At 42.1% G+C, this 19415-nt stretch carries 13 protein-coding genes; 6 read left to right on the forward strand and 7 right to left on the reverse strand.

Going from position 1 to position 19415, the window contains the following annotated elements; all coding sequences use genetic code 11:
* The first annotated feature begins 11 nt into the window (after nt 1-11).
* On the forward strand, nt 12-1001 hold the full coding sequence (locus VB733_RS15130) for a M48 family metallopeptidase (RefSeq protein WP_323340885.1): 990 nt from the start codon (nt 12-14) through the stop codon (nt 999-1001).
* Between the two features lie 147 nt (nt 1002-1148).
* Here the strand turns inward: VB733_RS15130 and VB733_RS15135 are convergent, their stop codons facing one another.
* Complete coding sequence (locus VB733_RS15135; RefSeq protein WP_323340886.1) at nt 1149-2057, reverse strand: c-type heme family protein; 909 nt, start codon at nt 2055-2057, stop codon at nt 1149-1151.
* Nucleotides 2058-2454: 397 nt separating this feature from the next.
* Here VB733_RS15135 and VB733_RS15140 point away from each other — a divergent pair, with 397 nt between their 5' ends.
* A complete protein-coding gene (locus tag VB733_RS15140) occupies nt 2455-4335 on the forward strand; it encodes a serine/threonine-protein kinase (protein ID WP_323340887.1) in 1881 nt (626 codons plus the stop codon).
* Between the two features lie 348 nt (nt 4336-4683).
* Here VB733_RS15140 and bioU read toward each other — a convergent pair whose 3' ends face one another.
* Complete coding sequence (gene bioU, locus VB733_RS15145) at nt 4684-5706, reverse strand: (S)-8-amino-7-oxononanoate synthase BioU (RefSeq protein ID WP_323340888.1); 1023 nt, start codon at nt 5704-5706, stop codon at nt 4684-4686.
* 581 nt (nt 5707-6287) lie between these two features.
* On the opposite strand from bioU, the gene VB733_RS15150 reads away from it, so the two are divergent.
* The 3 genes from VB733_RS15150 (at nt 6288) to VB733_RS15160 (ending at nt 7627) form a co-directional block, all read left to right on the forward strand.
* Nucleotides 6288-6500 (forward strand): DUF2997 domain-containing protein, encoded by a 213-nt coding sequence (locus VB733_RS15150; RefSeq protein ID WP_323340889.1) that lies wholly within the window; start codon nt 6288-6290, stop codon nt 6498-6500.
* 99 nt (nt 6501-6599) lie between these two features.
* On the forward strand, nt 6600-6986 hold the full coding sequence (locus VB733_RS15155; protein WP_323340890.1) for a DUF1257 domain-containing protein: 387 nt from the start codon (nt 6600-6602) through the stop codon (nt 6984-6986).
* A gap of 176 nt (nt 6987-7162) precedes the next feature.
* Nucleotides 7163-7627 (forward strand): ferredoxin, encoded by a 465-nt coding sequence (locus VB733_RS15160; protein WP_323340891.1) that lies wholly within the window; start codon nt 7163-7165, stop codon nt 7625-7627.
* A 413-nt stretch (nt 7628-8040) separates the two neighbouring features.
* Here the strand turns inward: VB733_RS15160 and VB733_RS15165 are convergent, their stop codons facing one another.
* The 5 genes from VB733_RS15165 to VB733_RS15185 form a co-directional block, all read right to left on the reverse strand.
* Nucleotides 8041-10155, reverse strand: coding sequence for a serine/threonine-protein kinase (locus tag VB733_RS15165; RefSeq protein ID WP_323340892.1), 2115 nt, complete (start codon nt 10153-10155; stop codon nt 8041-8043).
* 104 nt (nt 10156-10259) lie between these two features.
* Nucleotides 10260-11654, reverse strand: coding sequence for a hypothetical protein (locus VB733_RS15170; protein ID WP_323340893.1), 1395 nt, complete (start codon nt 11652-11654; stop codon nt 10260-10262).
* Between the two features lie 779 nt (nt 11655-12433).
* The gene (locus tag VB733_RS15175) at nt 12434-14134 is read right to left on the reverse strand and encodes a DUF4335 domain-containing protein (protein ID WP_323340894.1); all 1701 of its coding nucleotides are present in this window, start codon (nt 14132-14134) and stop codon (nt 12434-12436) included.
* 170 nt (nt 14135-14304) lie between these two features.
* Nucleotides 14305-14910 carry a DUF3038 domain-containing protein gene (locus VB733_RS15180; RefSeq protein WP_323340895.1) on the reverse strand — a complete coding sequence of 202 codons (606 nt, stop codon included), beginning with the start codon at nt 14908-14910 and terminating at the stop codon, nt 14305-14307.
* A 547-nt stretch (nt 14911-15457) separates the two neighbouring features.
* A complete protein-coding gene (locus VB733_RS15185) occupies nt 15458-18007 on the reverse strand; it encodes an endonuclease MutS2 (protein ID WP_323340940.1) in 2550 nt (849 codons plus the stop codon).
* Nucleotides 18008-18218: 211 nt separating this feature from the next.
* Here VB733_RS15185 and VB733_RS15190 point away from each other — a divergent pair, with 211 nt between their 5' ends.
* Entirely contained in the window at nt 18219-19382 is a 1164-nt protein-coding gene (locus VB733_RS15190; protein ID WP_323340896.1) for a GuaB3 family IMP dehydrogenase-related protein, read from the forward strand.
* Nucleotides 19383-19415: the final 33 nt, after the last annotated feature.

Below are 19415 nucleotides of genomic sequence, written 5' to 3' on the forward strand. Positions count from 1 at the left end.
CAAATTGCATTATGGCAACTTATACAGGAATTTCCAGCGAAGCATTCCGACATCCCCTAGATCGACAAGCCGAACAAGCCCTTCGCAGTTTACCAGGGTTCGATTTCGTAGCGCGTAAATTTGTGGAATTTTTTGCCGAACGTCCTCAGCTAGTTTATCTAATGGGCAACACCATCCAAGTTGGACCTCGTCAATACTCCACTATCTACCATATGTTTCGCGAATGTGTGCGGGATTTGGATATTTATCCAGAGCCAACACTGTTTGTTGAACAAAATCCCCAAGCAAATAGCTATGCTTTGGGAAAAGAACATCCTTACATTGTCATCAATACAGGGATTCTTGACTTACTTAGCGAAGCCGAAATTAGGGCGGTGTTAGCCCATGAACTGGGGCATATTAAATGTGGTCATACTATTCTAATTCAAATGGCGATATGGGCGAGTCGTGCTGCCACCGCTATTGGCGAGTTAACTTTCGGTATCGGTAATTTTGTCAGTCAGGGTTTGCTACTTGCCTTCTATGAGTGGCGAAGGAAAGCAGAGTTATCAGCCGATCGCGCAGCCCTCTTGGTGGTGGAAGATGTGAATATAGTGATGACAACTATGATGAAAATTAGTGGTGGCAGTAACAAATTTGCCAATGAGTGCCACTTACAGGGGTTTATTAAACAGTCGGAAGATTATCAAGCCCTCGACGAAGATGGACTTAATCAAATATATAAATTTATGATGTATACAGGGTTACTTGGCTCAATGCAAAGTCATCCTTTCCCAGTCGAGCGATCGCAATACATCCGCGAGTGGGCAACTTCTACAGAGTATCAACAAATACGTCAAGGCAATTACATGCGTAATCCTGCGGAAGGTGCTGTTGATGTTGAAGCTCAGGAGAATGGTAGTAATACTAGTAATAGTACAAACACTGAAGCTGAACAACTTCGCCGTCAATTAGAAGATTTACAGAGGGAAATTGATCGTCTTCGCCGCAATCAATCTTAAGGTATAAACAAGTATAAACAACAACAAACCAAATTTAGAGGGGTGAGAATATCCACTCAATTCTTACCCCTGATAAAATTCATCTCATCGCCTACCCGATAGGGAGGTGAGAGGCTTCTTTCTGTTCAAGCTAAATAACTACTGCCTTCATGTACTAGTATTTCCGTGAGATTTCTTTAATCGATTCATTGCCATTTCTAAACTCAGTTGCATCCGTTTAAATGCTTTAGCAAGATTACCAATTTCGTCATTCCCAAACTTGTCAAATTCTGCATCCATATGTCCTGTACTTACTTCCTCAGCAACACGGGTAATATGCTTGAGAGGACGAATTACTTGACTATTCAAAAAGATATTTACTAATAAAATCACTGCGGCAAAAACAGCTGAAACTAATCCGATAATTACAAAAGATGATTTATTAGCTCTATTAATAACTGTATTGGCAGGTACAGAGATGATTTGAGCGCCAACAATCTCATTCAACTGCCAACCAAATCCATTTGTACTACCATAACGATCAATCATACTCTTTGGTGCTGCTTCTGGAGTGCTATGACATTCCAAACAACTTGGCTCCGAAACTGCTAAAGGACGTGCAATATAAAAAATATCCCCACCTGATAGTTTCCGAAAATCACTTAGCTCTTTTAAATTGCTATTCTTGCGGAATTTTTCGACAACTTCTGCCTCGAAGTTATCCGCTTTATCACGTAAATTAGTCGGGTTGAGAGTTGCTTCTTTATAAAAAAAGTCTCGATAACCTTTCTTTTGCCGCAAAACTTCAAATACTTCCCGTGCTGAATATCCTGGTACTGTCTGCGGTAAAAACTTGACTTCCAGTTTCTCTTTCAATTCCGGATTGATTTGATTGGTTGTGTAGTTTCGTACTGAAGTCATGGTTTCCATCAGCATTACACCAGTTGCGGCAATATCGTTTTTGGCATTTTGTCTGAGTAGGGCAGATAGAGCAAATCCACTCAAACTTAAACCCATTAGTAATATTGCCAGCAACAGAATTGTAAATTTTTGTCTCAAACGCAGATTTTTTAACATAATTTTTATCTCGCTTGCATCTGAAACTAGTTGTTGTGTCGAACTTTGTTGTTAGACTACCTAGGTTTCACACTATCAATATATTCAATATATAAGAATATATAACGGGCTGAAATAGCTCGTCATAAACATATAAACGCCCTCTACAAGAGATTTATGCATAGACATTAACTAAATTAATTCGCGTTGTTTGAAAAATTAATTTTTATTGTTTATGTAAATTGCTAACATTTCATTTCTTGAGAGTGATTCATATTTAATTAAAGATTAGAATTATTAATATCTGTACTGATCTAAATATTTATTTAATATTTATTTAACATTTATTCAATATCGTCATCTGACTTGATTTTGGAAGCAACTTCAGCATCGGTGTCATCAGCACTCATACTATACTATGGACTGGAATCCAGGACAGGCGTTATTTGGGGGACGCTACATTATCGAAGGTAAACTTGGGGAAGGTGGAATTGGCATAACTTATCTGGCGAAAACTCAATCACATCAACTGCGAGTTATCAAAACCCTCAAAGAAGAGATATTAAATAATCGTTCCTGGAAACCACATCGCGATAAATTGCGACAAGATTTTCGTGATGAAGCTGTGAGATTGGCTGTTTGTCGTCATCCCCATGTGGTGCAAATCGAGAATATTTTCGATGAAGAGAATTTGCCTTGTATGGTGATGGAATATATTCAAGGCGAAGATTTAGGTAAGCGACTCCGACGCACAGGGATAGTCTCAGAAACAGAAGCGCTACTTTACATCAATCAAATTGGTGATGCATTGACGGTAATTCATCGTAAAGGGTTACTACACCGAGATATCAAGCCGCGTAACATCATGATTCGCACGGGGAAATTGGAAGCGGTGTTGATTGATTTTGGAATTGCTAGAGAATTTATACCTGGTATTGTCCAACGACATACGGTATATCGCACACCTGGATTTGCTCCACCGGAACAGTATCAGCTAGAAGCAATACGAGGTGAATATATTGATGTTTATGGTTTGGCTGCAACTCTTTATACATTGCTGACAGGAGTAGTACCGACAAGTGCTGACGATCGCCTCCGTAATGTTCCCTTGGAAACACCATTAAAGTTCAACCCTAGTATTAGTGCCGGGGTGAATCTAGCAATATTACAGGGGATGGAAATGCGATCGCAATTTCGCCCCCAGTCAGTGGCAGAATGGTTAAGCTTGTTGAGTTCTGGTATTGACGAAATTTCTTCTGTACCGCCAACAATAATACCATCTGTACAGGCAAATATTCCAACCACTATTATTTCCCAACCTATTCCTCCAACTCACATATCACCAAGGGTTATTCCACCTCAACAGAACTGGAAATATTACAGTGGGCAATCTGGGAAGCAGAGCTTTTCGCCGGAGGCATATCGTACCCTACAAGGACATAGGAGTATGGTTTATGCAGTTGCTATTAGTCCTAGTGGAGAGTTTTTTGTTAGTGGTGGTAATGATAATACAGTCAAACTGTGGAAATTACAGACAGGGGAAAAACTACGCCAATTAGGACGCTGGTTTTCTGGACATAACGATTCAGTTTGGACTCTTGCCTTCAACCATGATGGAGAAATCTTAGCTAGTGGTAGTTGGGACAATAGTATTAAACTTTGGCAATTTCATACAGGTAAAATAATTTGTACTTTGACAGTTCATTGCCACAGTGTCAACGCTCTTGCCTTTAGTCCCGATGGACAATTACTCGCCAGTGGCAGTGCTGACTGCATTATCAAAATTACACAAGTAAATACTGGTAATGAAATTAATACTTTTGCTGGACATGAAGATGCTATTAATTCCTTAGCTTTTAGCCCTGATGGACAATTACTTGCCAGTGCTAGTTCTGACTGTACAATCAAGGTTTGGCAAGTAAATACAGGTCAAGAAATATATACACTTTCTGGTCATCGTTTTTTTGTGAATTGTCTTTTATTTAACCGTGAAGGTGAAGTTATTATCAGTAGTAGTAGTGATAAAACAATCAAATTCTGGAATGTGATTACTGGTAAAGAAATCCGCACACTGACAGGACATACTGATGTCGTTTCATCAATTTCCCTCAGTCAAAACTCGGATATTCTCGTTAGTGGCAGTTGGGATAAAACAATTAAAGTTTGGCATGTGGAAACAGGAACAGAAATTTGTACCCTCACAGGACATGAAAATTACATTCGTTCTGTTGCAATTAGTCCAGATGGGAAGACAATTGTCAGTGCAGGGGATGATAATTTGATCAAGATTTGGCGTTAGGGATTAATCATATCAAGTTCGCCTAAATAATTGAAGATAAGAGCGACGCAAAGAAAAATAATATTATGTATAAAAATAAACAGACAATTGAGATTTCTCCCCTTCCCTGCGTCTCTAAGTCTCCGTGTCAGTTTTAATAATAAGTATTCAATCGGATATCTTATAGAATAACTTGACGGAGGATTTACTCCTGCCGCCAAAGTAATACCAATTCTCCAAAAGCTAAGTAACACAAAGATTTATATGTTGCCAGATTTTGGAGAAACGGTATCAGACATGAACACAGATACATTGATGATTTATTGTGAACCTTGCCTAAGTCATCATGACTTCAAATTTGGATCAAGTTTACTTGACAAATTGCGGCATAATTTCTGCGGCGGTAAAGATTCCGTGGATGCCGCGTTTGTGAAGTTGTATTCCCGCTTTCAAATATCCAAATGCAGGTCCACAAACATTGGCTGCCATACTAGTTTCATCACCTAATGTAAAAGTATGGGTAGAAATTTTGCCTTCAAAGGTACGTCCGGTAATTTTGACGTTGGTACTCAGGGGCTTTTTCGGGTTGCGAGTATCGACTACACCACCAACAGTAACTCGATCGCGATCGCAAATTCCTGCCATTTCTAACATGACATCATCGGCATGTTCCATATTCTCTAATTTTAAAATGCCGTTGGTTCGATCTAATAATGCTTCAACTTCCTTATCTGTCATTGCCCTAGCGGTTTCCACACTGTAACCCGGCATGTGGGCAATATCTTCGCGAATTGTGGCACGATATGCCTCCCAATTGGCAATTCCCACACCAAAAGTAATTTCCACTTGATGTATCTCCGCATAGCTTTGGGCGGCTAGTGATGCGGCTGCCGTTAACAAACCTGGTGTTGCCCCGCATCCTGTCATGTAGGTAATTCCTGCCGCTTGCAGTTCGGCTTTCATTGCCAAAAGCTGTTCGACTGCACTGGTGCGCTTAATTGCATCAACAAGTACCCCACGCCAACCTAATTTGATAAACTGCTTGGCAACCGATGCAATAAAGTCATTGGGAAGATTCGGCAAGGCTAAAAAGTAACCATCGACGGAGCAACCGCTAGCAATTAACTCTTCAATACTTTCAGTCGTAATTTTGCCATTTGGCTCTAAATATCCCAATGAGCCTTGAGATTGGTATGTGGTGATACAGGTTTTCGCATCTAACCCCTCATTTGCATAAACATAACCATTTTTATCTGCTGCTGCTACCAATAGCATTTCTTGCTTGGGTGCAAGCACCTTGGCTGCTGCTTGCCCTAATCCTCCAAAACCCAATACTCCAACGCGCATCTTTGCTGACATATTTCTCAAATCGATCGCTTGCTCTGGACTCATATATCAAGTAAATCTAAATCAAAATAATTTAGGCAAATTATTCGGGTTAATCCAAAAGCTTATAACATTTTGGATTTGAGTTTTTGAATTTTAGATTTTTATTTATAAATGGCACTTACGCCAAATCGAAGAATATTGGCTTGTCCTGGCTCAATCCCTGATAAACATAGATTTAGTTCAGTCTTGCCCTGTGCCCAATTCCCCCTCGCAAATTCATCAATATTCAGATAAATTCAATCATAATGATAAACTTTTTCAATAATTCTGAACAGTTTTCCATTGGATATATCGGTGCAAGTCCTTGCTGAATGAGCTTTCATCGGCATCTTATACTTACATTGCAAGTTGATTTCCCAGCTTGACTAATCCCCAAGGTTAAGGGAAACTTACATATAGCAGATGTATTACCTAATAAAAGTAATAAATTTTGTAAAGATTCTGAGATATATATTTTGATAGGTGGAACATTAGTTAACAAATGGCAAGTTTGTAACTTCAAGACATGTTCCCCAGGCTGTTTTATGTAGCCTCCTGCTAGAGCAGTACAATCCGAGCGTATTCAATTCGTGGTTGGCATAAAAATGGAAACATTAGAATTCATTATCTATCCAGATGGTCGGGTACAAGAAAAAGTCACTGGGATTGTGGGTGCTTCCTGCGCTGAAGTCACTGCGGCAATCGAGGCACAGCTAGGACTAGTAATGAATCACGAGCCAACCTCAGAATATTTTGCGACTCAACAGGTACAACAATCTGGCGTGGCGAACGCGCAGACAAGTTTCAGCGACTGGTAAATTTTCGACTGAATTTTTCGATCTAACTTTAAATTTCAAGTCTGTTTACTTCAACGGTAATTACATTCACACGATCGCATTCACAAAAATCAAAAAACCATGTCACATTTTAGCCAAATCAAAACCCAAATCCGTAACCTTGAATCTTTGCAAGAAGCACTTACAGACTTAGGCATTGATTGGAAGCCAGGTCCTTGTCAGGTAAGGGGTTATCGCGGTCAAACTCACGACGCAGAAATTGCGATCGCCCAAGATAACAATTACGACATTGGCTTTCGCTGGAATGGTAATGAATATGAACTTGTAGCTGATTTACAGTATTGGCAGCAAGATTTGTCTGTGGAAGGGTTTTTACGTAAAATTACTCAACGTTATGCATTTCAAACAGTAATGAAAGAGACTGCCCGTGCTGGGTTCCAAGTTGCCGAACAACAAAATAACGAAGACGGTTCGATTCGCTTAGTTGTACAGCGTTGGAGTGCATAATCCCTGTTGGGAAATTCGTCGTATCCTGCGGGAAAAGAGGAAGTATCTGCTGTTGTGCTTCAGCGTATCCCGTAGGTTAACTAGCTTGAGCCTATGTAACTTGTCAAGCAGGTTAAAAACGATTTGCAAGCTACGCAATTGCTTTGTGATTACCAACATTTGGGAGAATTGGTGTCATGGCTGATTTTGTAGCCTCGCCAGTAGATGGTGACGATAATCGTTCTGGTTTGGAGCCGGAATTAGGAGGATTTTTACGGGAGTCTCCGGAACGCTCTGGATTTGAACCAGAATTAGGCGGCATCTTGCGGCAAAAAGGTGTTTACGTTGATGAAATCACCTGTATCGGTTGCAAACACTGCGCCCATGTTGCTCGGAATACATTTTATATTGAACCAGATTATGGGCGATCGCGTGTGATTCGTCAGGATGGGGATTCTGAAGAAATGGTGCAAGAGGCAATTGATACTTGTCCGGTTGACTGCATTCATTGGGTTGATTACACCGAACTCCGCAAGTTGGAGGACGAGCGTAAGTATCAAGTTATTCCTGTTGCTGGATATCCAGTGGAAGGTGCTGTTGCAGCTGCTCAGAAACGACGTAGAAAGCAGAAAGCGATTAATCATAAAAAATCCCGCGATTAACTATTTCATCAAGTAGTTGGAATCGGGATGTGATTGCCATTAAATTGGAACTAAATTTAACGTGAGTTCGATGAGTGATAAAGCCTGAAACTCTTATCCAGTATTATGTATGATAACCAATAGTTTCTAAAAATCTCTGAGTTTATTGAGAATAGAATCAGTAACCCTTGAATTTGTGAATTATTGACTTGGTTCTCAACTAATGATTGAGGTAGCTTTGAGCCTTAGTGTCTAAAATCATTGATTCACAAGGTTTATAGCGTTTGATATCCGTCGAACTCACGTCAATTTAAATGGCATTCACGACAGATAAAACTTTAAAAACCGCATTAGATAATTGTCTGTTTATTTGATCTGTCATCTAATCGATGTTAAGTTGGTATCAAATTTGAGAAACAGAGAAAGTGCAATTTTTAGTACAACCGCCAAATTTTGATGGTTTTATCATAACTGCCACTAACAAGGATTTTGCCATCTGGACTAATAGCGACGGAACTAACCAAATTAGAATGTCCTGTGAGAGTACGGATTTCTTCTCCGGTTTCCAGTTTCCACAGTTTGATAGTTTTGTCCCAACTTCCACTGATGAGGATTTTACCATCTGGACTAATGGCAACGGAACTAACCAAATTAGAATGTCCTGTAAGGGTGCGGATTTTTTCTCCAGTTTCCAGTTTCAACAATTTGATGGTTTTGTCCCCACTACCACTGACAAGGGTTTTACCATCTGGGCTAATGGCGACGGAGCTAACGCTATCAGAATGTCCTGTGAGGGTGCGGATTTGTTCTCCAGTTAGCAAGTTCCACAGTTTGATGGTTTTATCATAACTGCCACTGACAAGGGTTTTGCCATCTAGACTAATAGCAATGGAAACAACATGATCAGAATGTCCTCTGAGGGTACGGATTTCTTGTCCGGTTTCCAGGTTCCACAGTTTGATGGTTTTGTCCCAACTGCCACTGATGAGGGTTTTACCATCTGGACTAATGGCAACGGAACTAACGCTATCAGAATGTCCTATGAGGGTACGGATTTCTTCTTCGGTTTCCAGGTTCCATAGCTTGATGGTTTTGTCCCCACTACAACTGACAAGGATTTTACCATCTGGACTAATGGCGACGGAGCTAACGCTATCAGAATGTCCTATGAGGGTATGGATTTGTTCTCCAGTTAACAAGTCCCACAGTTTGATGGTTTTGTCTCCACTACCACTGACAAGGCTTTTACCACCTGGACTAAAGGCAACGGAACGAACTAAACTGGAATGCCCAGTCAGCATTCTTTCTGAGAAAGAACTACTGAGAAAACTTTCATACTGAAATAAAAATATCAGATCAGTTGGAAATAAGCCATAGCGAACATAGCCATAGATTTGACTTCCAACTAATCCCAATAAGGTAATAGCAGCACCTACCACTAACCCTTTTTTCAGCTTAGGATTTTGTGTTAGTAGGTTTTTTGTTGCTATTTTCGGCTTTGTAGACGGCTTTATTGATGCTGCTGGTGCTGCTTGTGCTTGAATGGGTACTGTAGGAGATACTGGTGATGGTGCTGGGGTAGGAAGTGCAGGCTGGGTTGGGGGTACTGGTGCTGGTGATGATGCTGGTTTTATAATTACTGGCTGGGTTGAGGGTACTGGTGCACGTGAAGGGTTTAAAGCTTGTAATACTTCTTGTGCGGAGTCATAACGCTGCTGATATTCTTCGTGCAGCAACTTGTCCAGAATTTGCCCCAATTCTTGACTGACTGGTTGTTGTAAGTTTTCTCGCCAATTTCTAACCCAACCATAACCTTGTCGCTTCCACAGTTCCCAAGGATGAATCCCACTCAACAAATGAAAGCAAGTTGCACCCAAACCATATAAATCACCAGCAGGGTAAGCTTCTCCTCCCTGCATTTGTTCCAAAGGTGCATAACCAAAAGAACCAATCATCGTTCCTTGTGTTGCCACTACCGTTTGTGTCAGTTGCTTGGATGCACCAAAATCAATTAAAACAATTTTGCCATCACCGCGCTGAATTATATTCTCTGGTTTTATATCTCGATGAATAACCTTTTGTTGATGTACAACCTGGAGGATATTTAACAAATCCTGCAATAAATCCCGTATTTTTTCCTCGCTGAAAGTTCCTTGCTGTTGCAGTTCCGCGAGTAAATTTTGCCCATCAATAAATTGCTGTACTAAATACAAATGACTATCTTCTTGAAAATAAGCCAGCAAAGTGGGAATTTGTGGGTGTTCTCCTAACTGTTGTAGTCTCCTCGCTTCCTGCTCAAATAATTCCGTTGCCTTTTGCAGTCCTGCGGTTCCCTGTACTTGTGGCGCAAATTGCTTGATAACGCATTTTTCTCTTAACTTATCAACGTCTTCTGCCAAATAGGTTTTGGCAAAACCACCACCACCTAAAGATTTAGCCGGACTATACCGATTTCTAAGTATCAACAAAGGAGCACCACAATCAGGGCAATATTTGGTACTGTCATGTACGGAAGGATTCTTACAATCTGGATTGAGGCAACAGAGCATGACTGTATATATACTGGTACATACAAGTATTATCAGTCATTTACCAAGATTTTTCAGTAAAATTACGACTTAATGTAGTAAAGTATTCGCAAACCTATCTATGCTTACTGATCGGCATCTTCCTCAACCTTCTTTAGCTGCTGCTGAAGATAACCTATTGGAAGAGCATCTTTTGCAGAAGGTACAAAGAAAACTTGTTTTCCAGAAAAATTCAATTCTTGATTAAAAGCGCGAATAATCTCAGCTCCTGCAATTAGCTCGTCTTCTGAAAAAATCTTTGTTTTAATGTCTGCTATATCTTTTTGCACTTCTTTTCGACGTTCAGCACTGCAATTACTTAGGTCTGGGTTAAACAGAGCCTTTCGATCTTGTGTAGCATTGTAATAAAAAGTCTTAATGTCTTCTGAAGAAATCGGAATAAATGAATCAAGCCGGTCTTGTTTTTCTCCTCTGACAGTGTACGGTTGTGAGCAAGGTCGTGTAAGTGTAGATAGTGCCCATGAGATACCACCTGCTAGATAGACTCTTGGTAAAGTTTGCATACCTGGTTTAAGCTGAACTTCACTGGCTATTTGTGGTATTAACTTTTTCTGCTTTGCATTCTCTGCGGCTTTCGTAAAATCAATATTTCCCTGGCTCTGTTTTACTTCCTTAGTAAAAGTCCCTGTGCCAAACGGAAAAGAAAATGTAATGTGTTTATCATTAGAGTCAAGGTAAGCTCCTTTCGTATTACCCGATCCGATATCAACTACAATAGTCTCGTTAAGTCTCCAAGCTGGAACAATCCCATCAAAAACAAAACTACCTTCTTCCTCTGAGGTAATAAATTTCATCGTCCTTCCAGTTGCTTGTTGGACTTCTTGGACAATATCTTCCTTCTTCTGAGGAGCTTTCTTTGCAAGTTCCTCTGCAAGCCCACTACTTCCATATATCAATATTTGCTCACAGGAGATGTTAAATCGCTTTTGGATATCGTGAAACGTAGACTTTACAGCTTCCACAATAGTTACCGATTTTGAGTTGGGGTCAGCAGCATTCACATTTCGATCTTCAATTTTTTCTTTTCTAAAAACTATAAGTTTAGCTCCATCCTCATTAAGAGTTTCCAGTTCTTGAATCACCTTTCCTTTTACACCCTTACTACCTATCTCAATAGCACCAAACAAATTACCCGATTTCTTGACAAGTTTATCTGTACTGCATTGATATCCGGTCTCTTTTGATGGTGAAGCTGAGGCTGACGGAGTCGGTGACGACGAACCACCAACCGTCCCACACCCAACCCCTAAAGTTGCAATGATGCCTGCAAGTAGTGAAATCGCGATCGCTTTAAAAGGAGACTTAGAAGCGTCACCTACCACTTGTTCCTGTCTCTGATGGCATACGACATAATCATTACCAGAGTTATCGTATGGCTTATATATACCTTCAAGCTCTTGGTTCGGATGCTGCTGACCATCCTCTGCAATGCCGTTGCACATCCATTTATTCTGTTGCATACAACCTTAGTCCTGCTTTCTAAATCTTAAATAAACCTTTATTTCGTTTTGATGTTTCAATATTTATCAGATACAACAAATATGATTCTTTTGTTTTTTTTAGAGAAAAATAACAAAGGCACTATTGCGTAAGGATTTAACATAGAAAAGTAACATAATTGCTTTTAATTATGTGTTCCGTAATGGTTTTGCGACAAAAAATCTCAATCCCCATAAAGAGGACGGAAGAACCACAAATGTCAACTTTATCTATATGATCATAAAAACACTGTATCTTAAGTATAAAATACTGCTTTAAAGTATTTTATACTTCTAAAATAAACTATTCTGTATTAATTTGATAAATTTTTGACCAGTAACTAGCAAATTACGTTATTAAGTTCAAGCATTGTTGTCTGCTCTACCCAAATAGCTTTTAATTCAACTCCTATTTGATAGGGAAGGACATTTACCATCGCTCCCGTATCTAGACGCTCAATAACTTTCTGTGATTTTCCCTATAATTTAACGTGAATTCGACGGATTTCAAACGCTATAAACCTTGTGAATCAATGGTTTTGGACACTAAGGCTCAAAGCTACCTCAATCATTAGTTGAGAACCAAATCAATAATTCACAAATTCAAGGGTTACTGAATTCTATTCTCAAATAAACTCAGAGATTTTTAGAAACTCTTAGTTATCACACATAATACTGGATAATAGTTTCAGCCTTTATCACTCATCGAACTCACAATAAATTTAAAAGGGTTGCTACCACAACCCTTTTGTTTTTTATATTTAATCGGTTTCCGGGAAAGTCTGAACTTTACCATCAGGAGCAAAAACAGCACGAATACGTATAGATTGCCCATTACGGTTGGGAGATACAAAACGTTCACCAATCAGAGGCATTCCCGTGCGATCGATATAGTCCCGTGAAGCTCTACCTAAAGGTAAAATCCGCTCAATTGTGCCGTCAACACCAACTAATAAACTGTATTCTAAACTCTGCTTTAACCCTGTAGGGGGTTGCCAACGACTTTTCAGGGCATTTCTAGCTTCTGCAACCTGAGGAGTATCAAAAATTGTACCGCTTTGATTTGCAGGACTATTACTAGTTCTGCTGGTATTACTGGTGGTAGCCAAATCGGTGGTATTTCTAGCATCCCGCAATCTACCAATTAATTCCGAAGGATCATTGGCATTCGGGCGCGAAGTCCCTTGAGTTTGTGTGCTAGTACGGGGATTTGCTGGTTTTGGCTCTGGTGACAAGAGCGGTAGGGCGGAGATATCTGTAGGTAAGCTTTCCCTTGCCGAATTAGTATTTTTCGTGGGACTTTGACTAATATTGGGTTGCAGGAGAATTGAAGGCGGCAGCGAAGGTGGTGTCTGAGGTATATTACTGCTACTAATGGCTGGTAATTTGGGATTTGCTGCTCCAGGTATAGAAAAAGCACTTCCCGATGACGGTACGGGTGCAGTTGGAAAACTGAAATTAGCCGGATTAGAAGCACTAGAAGGAGCGTTAGTCCCTACATTTGCTGGTAATTGTGCGACTGAGTTAGCACCAGTACCCGGAGATACCTGTGCATTGGGAGGAAGTGCCCCAGGTGTCGTGGTGGTTGGCGAACCAGGAACTGCGCCAGCATTAGGTATTGTTACGTTTGTGGAACCAGGGGGTGGTGTTGGCGGTAATCCTCCCAGGTTGGGCAAACCATCTTGTGTTAACAGGCTGGGTAAAGGTGTTGGTAGTGTCTCTGAAGTTGGAGCTTGCAGAGCGACGTTTTCCTGTTTAGCTGTTTCTTTATTTGCTGTTTGTTGGCGGCTACGATTTGCATACTGTAGAGTCAGAGGTGTTAAACCTACAGCCACAGCAATAACTGCGGCAATTGGTGCCCAAGCTGGCACTCCAGAACTGCGACGACGGCTTTCCAGGTTGGGTAATGCCAGTACATCACTGGAATACTCGTCAAGGGCAGATGCAAGATCGAAGAGTTGCAGGAGGCTAAGTTTAACTACTCCTCCAGGTACTTGGGAAGCTAATGAACCGAGAAATAAATTATGTGATAAGTGACTGCTGGGTTCGATATAAATATCACCCTTGGGTGCAGTTCTGGGTATTTCGGGATTAAATGGTTTTCCTAAAGTGCTGGTTGGCGATGAAAAATTCGCAGAATCTTGTATTTCTGTATTGTTTAAATCTCGATCTTGATTTGATGATATTGAATAGCTTTCCCAAAATTGATCTGGAGATTTTTGGAGGAACTCCTTGACGTAGCCTGTCACCACTGCATACAAGGCTTCCAGCCGATCGCGATCGCCTCTGATTGCAATCCTCTGTTCTTCTGGTAATCGCGGATCGTCAAAACGAAGTTCAAAGCGTAGTTGCTTGAGAACTGATTTACCCATCCATTGTGATAATGGTGAGCTTTGCGCCTTAACTTCCAGCGTACAAGTAGGAGGTGTATAGCGACGGATGACAGAATTTGATAGAGGCATAGCAGAAAGTGCAATGGGGGACAATTTTAAGATTTTGGATTTTGGATTTTGGATTTTGGATTTTTGCTAGTAGCAGGTAGTTGTTAATTGTTAAGGCTGAGTTTTGAATCAATTAACCATTAACCATGACGCATTAACAACCGACCAATCTAAAATCTCAAACCTCAAATCTAAAATTTGGTTGAGCGGTCGATAAGTGCTAGCCAGAGACGGCGATGACCACCAGGACCACTGTAAAAAAGTAAATCTACTAGCAATTTCAACGCCAAATGGGTTAATAAATCCGTGGAGATTTCTTCGTCTTCCTCCATCCGCTCTTGGTATGTGTTGCAGAAAGCGTCAATATAATCTCCGAGTAGGGCAGCTTGATGGGGTTCGCGATCGCTCTCCGCCATTTGTTCGAGTAAGCTGACTGCCCGACGAATCAATTCTTGATGCTGTTTGGCAAGGTGGCAGGTGATGAGAACAAGCGATCGCGCTTCTTCGACATCAAGTTTTTTTCTTCCTCCTTGTCCTTTACGTAATGGGTTTGACTGGCGTAGTCGCCACAGCGCCACGCGATCGGGCACTTTTGATTCTAAGCCTAAATCAATTGCAGCACTCAGCATTGCTTCGGAGCCAATGCCTGTTAATGTTTCAAGCGCCAACAACACTAAATCCAACTGAGTTTTGATGTTATCCCACTCTGTTAGGTCGGGAGTACCTATTTTGGTCAAGTCCTCCCACTGTGATGTTGGGTTGGGCGAATTGGCGGCAGGGTGCATAACTTTTAGCATACGCGATCGGGCTGGTAGGGGCTGTTGCTGTTACCCATTTTGAAACCAGACTCTCGGCTATTTCGATTGGTTTCCCACCCTGGCGTTGTTCTGGATGTGAGAAAAGGGAGCAAGGGGGAGAGTAAAGGAGAGACAAGCAAGAAAGAATATGCTTCTCGTGTTTGTGTTCCCTTTATCTCCATATCTTCCTTGTTGCCCTTAATCTGATCCAGCAAATGGTAGCCAAGTGTCAATAATTTCTAGCGATTTGGTAAACAGCATCTTTTCTTTGTCTTACTCTAAGACGAAACCCATTTTGAAGAAAGTACGGGCACAAAAAATTATCCTGATTTTACTCATATAAATGAGCCAATCATCTATGTAATCTATCAGCAAACGCCAATTTATACCCAAAACTTTCCACTTCCATCAATCCTGCATTTGCAAGTTTCCCCAAAGTGTTAGCCGCTAACAGCAATTACTTTCGCTGCGGCTCCACTTGAACTGTAGATGCAGATAATGTCGTTTTTAACAACCCCTACTAGTGATATTTTTTGCTTGCACAATTTTAATAAATGTAAGCAATCGTAACACCAGTGCCACCATCTGCTTGGGCTGCGGCTTCAAATCGGCTCACTCTTGGGTGTTGGCGCAAAAATTCCTGGATACCTTCCCGGAGTTTGCCTGTGCCATGTCCGTGAATAATCCAGATTGCTCCACTAGCTTCAGAAATGGCTTTGTCTACAATTATTTCCGAGTCAGCTACCCGTTTTCCGCGCAAATCGACAGTATTTTTGGAAGTACGAATAATTGGGACTTCAACGGGTGGAACTACTTCTGGAACTTTCTTGCCTGCGTCCCCGCGTCCCCGCGTCTTTTCGACTGGTTCCGGCTTTTTCCCATCTAGCGACTCAATATCTGCCAATTTCACAGTCATTTTCATAATGCCAAAGCGAACGTTTAATTCTCCATCTTCGTTAGGTACTGTGATTACTTCCGCAGTTTGCCCTAATTTGGAGATGCGAATGCGATCGCCTACTTTTGGCATAAAACCAACAGGTTTGGCTGGGGAATGCTGTTTCTGGCTAAATTTTGCGGAAATTTGATTTAAGGCATTTGTTGCTTGTTGGGCATCTTGGGCGGTGGGAGTACCCTGTTGGAGACGACGGATGACTTGGGCAATTTCACCTTTAGCTTGGGTGATTGCCTGCTGGACTGCAATTTCTTGCTCGGCTTTCAGGGATTTTTCCCGCTCTTCTAAATTAGTCGCTTTTTCGGATACCTCTTTGTAGAGTTTCTCGGCTTGCTGTAATAATTTCTGAGCTTCTGCGGCTTTGGTTTCCTGGCGCTTGCGTTGGGCTTCCAATCCCGCAATCACTTCATTGACTTCATCATTTGCACCACCCATTTCCTGCTTGGCGGCGGTGACAACTTCCGCTTTCAAACCCAAACGTTGGGCGATCGCTAAGGCATTGGAACGTCCAGGAATCCCCCACAGCAAGCGATAGGTTGGTGACAGGGTTGTCTCATCAAACTCTACGGAAGCATTTTCAAACCGTTCGTCTTGATATTTCAAGGCTTTGAGTTCGCCAAAGTGGGTACTTGCCATTGTCAGCAGCGCATTGTCCGCAAGATAGCGCAGCAAGGAAATAGCTAAGGCACTACCCTCTACTGGATCGGTTCCGGCTCCGACTTCATCCAGAAGAATCAGTGAGGATGGTGATGGGCAGAGGGGGGAATCTGGAGAGGGGGAGATATCTACTTCATTTTCCTCCGTCTCCGCGTCCCCGCGTCCCCGCGTCCCCACATCCCCATTCCCAGTCCCCTCGTCCCCGCGTCCCCGCGTCTCCACATCTCCATTCCCATTCCCTGCCTCATTCCCCAATGCCGCTAAAATCCGACTAATCCGGCGAATATGACCGGAAAATGTCGATAAGCTTTGCTGAAGCGATTGTTCGTCGCCAATGTCTGCCAGTATTAAATCAAACCAGGGCAACTCGACAGGTTCCCGTGCAGGGACGAATAAACCGACTTTTGCCATAAGTGCGGCTAAAGCAAGTGTCTTTAAAGTTACCGTTTTCCCACCCGTATTTGGTCCCGTAATTGTCACAACTCGGATTTCTGGCTGCACCAGCATATCCACCGGGATGACATCATGCCCTTGTTCATGCTGATTTTGCCAAACTAACAAAGGGTGTCTTAATTGCCGTAAAGTAATATTTTCCTTATTTTCGCGACTAATAAAGCGGGGAGGATTGGCTTTGAGCCAGTAGCTATAACGGGATTTTGCGGTGGCTAAATCTAAAGTTGTCACAATTGCTAAAAGTCTTTCTAAATCGGGCTTGACTGCGGCAACTTCTTCAGTTAACTTACGCCGAATGGCTTCGGTTTCCACCTCTTCGCGGCGAATGAGTTGCCGAAGTTGGTTCCCCATGGGGACAACAGAATTGGGTTCAACGTATAAAGTTACGCCACTTGTGGAACTGTCGTGAACGATACCAGGAATTACGTCTTTATGCGAGGCTTTCACCGGAATCACAAAGCGATCGCCACGTTGGGTAATAATTTGTTCTTGCACCGCATTGGATTTCACCTGCATGATGTTATGCAGTTTTTGGGTGATTTGACTGCGTGCTTTTCGCAGTTCGGCGCGGATATCACCTAGTTTTGGACTAGCGCGATCGGTAACTTGCCCGCGTTCATCGATACATCGGTGGATTTCCTGCTCAATCTCCGGATACGTCCGCAGTTCTGCCACCAAGTCAGTTAAAATTGTCAAATCTTCGTGGCTATCGATGACACGCCGCAAATTGCGTGCCCCCGCCAGTGTAGTCGCGATCGCTAGTAATTCATCTCCTGCTAAAATTCCTTGGAGTTCCGCCCGCTCGAGGGAATCGCCAATATCTTGAATCCCCTCAAAGGATAAGCCAGAGGTGAGACGACTTTCGAGTTCGTATACTTCTTTTGTTTGTGTGAGTAATTGCTCGCTTTCGGCTTGCGAAGCAGGAATTTGTAGATGACGAGATGCGATCGCGCCTAACTTTGTCGCCGCAAAAGTAGACAAATGCTGGCACAGACGCGACCATTCGAGTAGTTCTAGGGTTTCAGATTGAATCAAGGGAGTCAAAGGGGAAATCTTAAATAATGTTAACAATATTCAGTGGTTCTAATGCTTATCCATTGGGTGTAATTTGTTTTTGTCACTTTTCCTTTGTTAATGACCAATGACAAATGACTAATGCCCATATAACCATATATTAGAAAAAAAACGCTCCAAGTACCCCCACTATTTGATACCCTAGCTTAAACAGATTTGGGAACTTAGCAGCGTGGAAATTCAAATAGGACGGGGAAAAACTGCCCGCAGAGCATATGGTATTGATGAAATTGCTCTCTGCCCTGGAAATCGAACACTCGATCCCAGTTTAGCGGATACAACATGGAGCATCGGCAATATTGAGCGGGAAATTCCCATTATTGCCAGTGCTATGGATGGTGTAGTCGATGTCCGCATGGCGGTGGCTTTATCGAAGTTGGGTGCATTGGGCGTGCTCAACCTCGAAGGAATCCAAACTCGCTACGAAAATCCAGAGCCAATTTTAGACCGCATTGCCTCGGTTGGCAAAGATGAATTTGTTGGGTTGATGCAGGAATTGTATGCCGAACCAATTAAACCTGAACTAATTACACAAAGAATTAAAGAAATTAAACAGCAGGGCGGTATTGCCGCAGTCAGTGCTACCCCCGCAGGGGCAAGTAAATTTGGCAAAACTGTCGCAGAAGCTGGGGCTGATTTGTTTTTTGTGCAAGCCACGGTGGTTTCGACAGCACATTTATCACCTGATGCAGTTGTGACTCTGGACTTGGCAAATTTTTGTCAAGACATGCCAATGCCCGTAATCTTGGGCAACTGTGTCACTTATGAAGTCACTTTGAATTTGCTCAAGGCTGGTGCAGCTGGTGTATTGGTGGGTATTGGTCCTGGTGCAGCTTGTACTTCCCGTGGTGTATTAGGTGTGGGAGTCCCTCAAGCCACAGCAATTTCTGATTGTGCTGCTGCCCGTGATGACTTTTTTGGCGAAACTGGTAAGTATGTTCCCGTCATTGCCGATGGTGGTTTAATTACGGGTGGTGACATCTGTAAATGTATTGCCTGCGGAGCCGATGGTGTGATGATTGGTTCGCCCTTTGCGCGTGCGACTGAAGCCCCTGGACGCGGTTTCCATTGGGGTATGGCAACACCTAGCCCGGTTTTACCTCGTGGGACTCGGATTCGCGTTGCCACCACAGGTTCTTTAGAGCAAATTCTCCGGGGACCAGCAGGACTAGACGATGGCACGCATAATCTATTGGGAGCCTTAAAGACTAGTATGGGAACTTTGGGTGCAAAAAATATTAAAGAAATGCAACAAGTCGAAGTAGTTATTGCACCTTCGTTACTTACCGAAGGAAAAGTATACCAAAAAGCTCAACAATTGGGGATGGGAAAATAAGCAGAGAAAGAGTAAAAGGGAAAGGGAAAAAGG

This window comes from Calothrix sp. UHCC 0171 (assembly GCF_034931845.1).
Taxonomy (GTDB): Bacteria; Cyanobacteriota; Cyanobacteriia; order Cyanobacteriales; family Nostocaceae; genus Brunnivagina.

Coding starts and splice junctions, on each gene's coding strand:
- VB733_RS15155 (WP_323340890.1), top strand. CDS start 6,600: ATGTCACATTTTAGCCAAATCAAAACCCAAATCCGTAACCTTGAATCT.
- bioU (WP_323340888.1), bottom strand. CDS start 5,706: ATGAGTCCAGAGCAAGCGATCGATTTGAGAAATATGTCAGCAAAGATG.
- VB733_RS15130 (WP_323340885.1), top strand. CDS start 12: ATGGCAACTTATACAGGAATTTCCAGCGAAGCATTCCGACATCCCCTA.
- VB733_RS15165 (WP_323340892.1), bottom strand. CDS start 10,155: ATGCTCTGTTGCCTCAATCCAGATTGTAAGAATCCTTCCGTACATGAC.
- VB733_RS15140 (WP_323340887.1), top strand. CDS start 2,455: ATGGACTGGAATCCAGGACAGGCGTTATTTGGGGGACGCTACATTATC.
- VB733_RS15180 (WP_323340895.1), bottom strand. CDS start 14,910: ATGCTAAAAGTTATGCACCCTGCCGCCAATTCGCCCAACCCAACATCA.
- VB733_RS15170 (WP_323340893.1), bottom strand. CDS start 11,654: ATGCAACAGAATAAATGGATGTGCAACGGCATTGCAGAGGATGGTCAG.
- VB733_RS15135 (WP_323340886.1), bottom strand. CDS start 2,057: ATGTTAAAAAATCTGCGTTTGAGACAAAAATTTACAATTCTGTTGCTG.
- VB733_RS15175 (WP_323340894.1), bottom strand. CDS start 14,134: ATGCCTCTATCAAATTCTGTCATCCGTCGCTATACACCTCCTACTTGT.
- VB733_RS15150 (WP_323340889.1), top strand. CDS start 6,288: ATGGAAACATTAGAATTCATTATCTATCCAGATGGTCGGGTACAAGAA.
- VB733_RS15160 (WP_323340891.1), top strand. CDS start 7,163: ATGGCTGATTTTGTAGCCTCGCCAGTAGATGGTGACGATAATCGTTCT.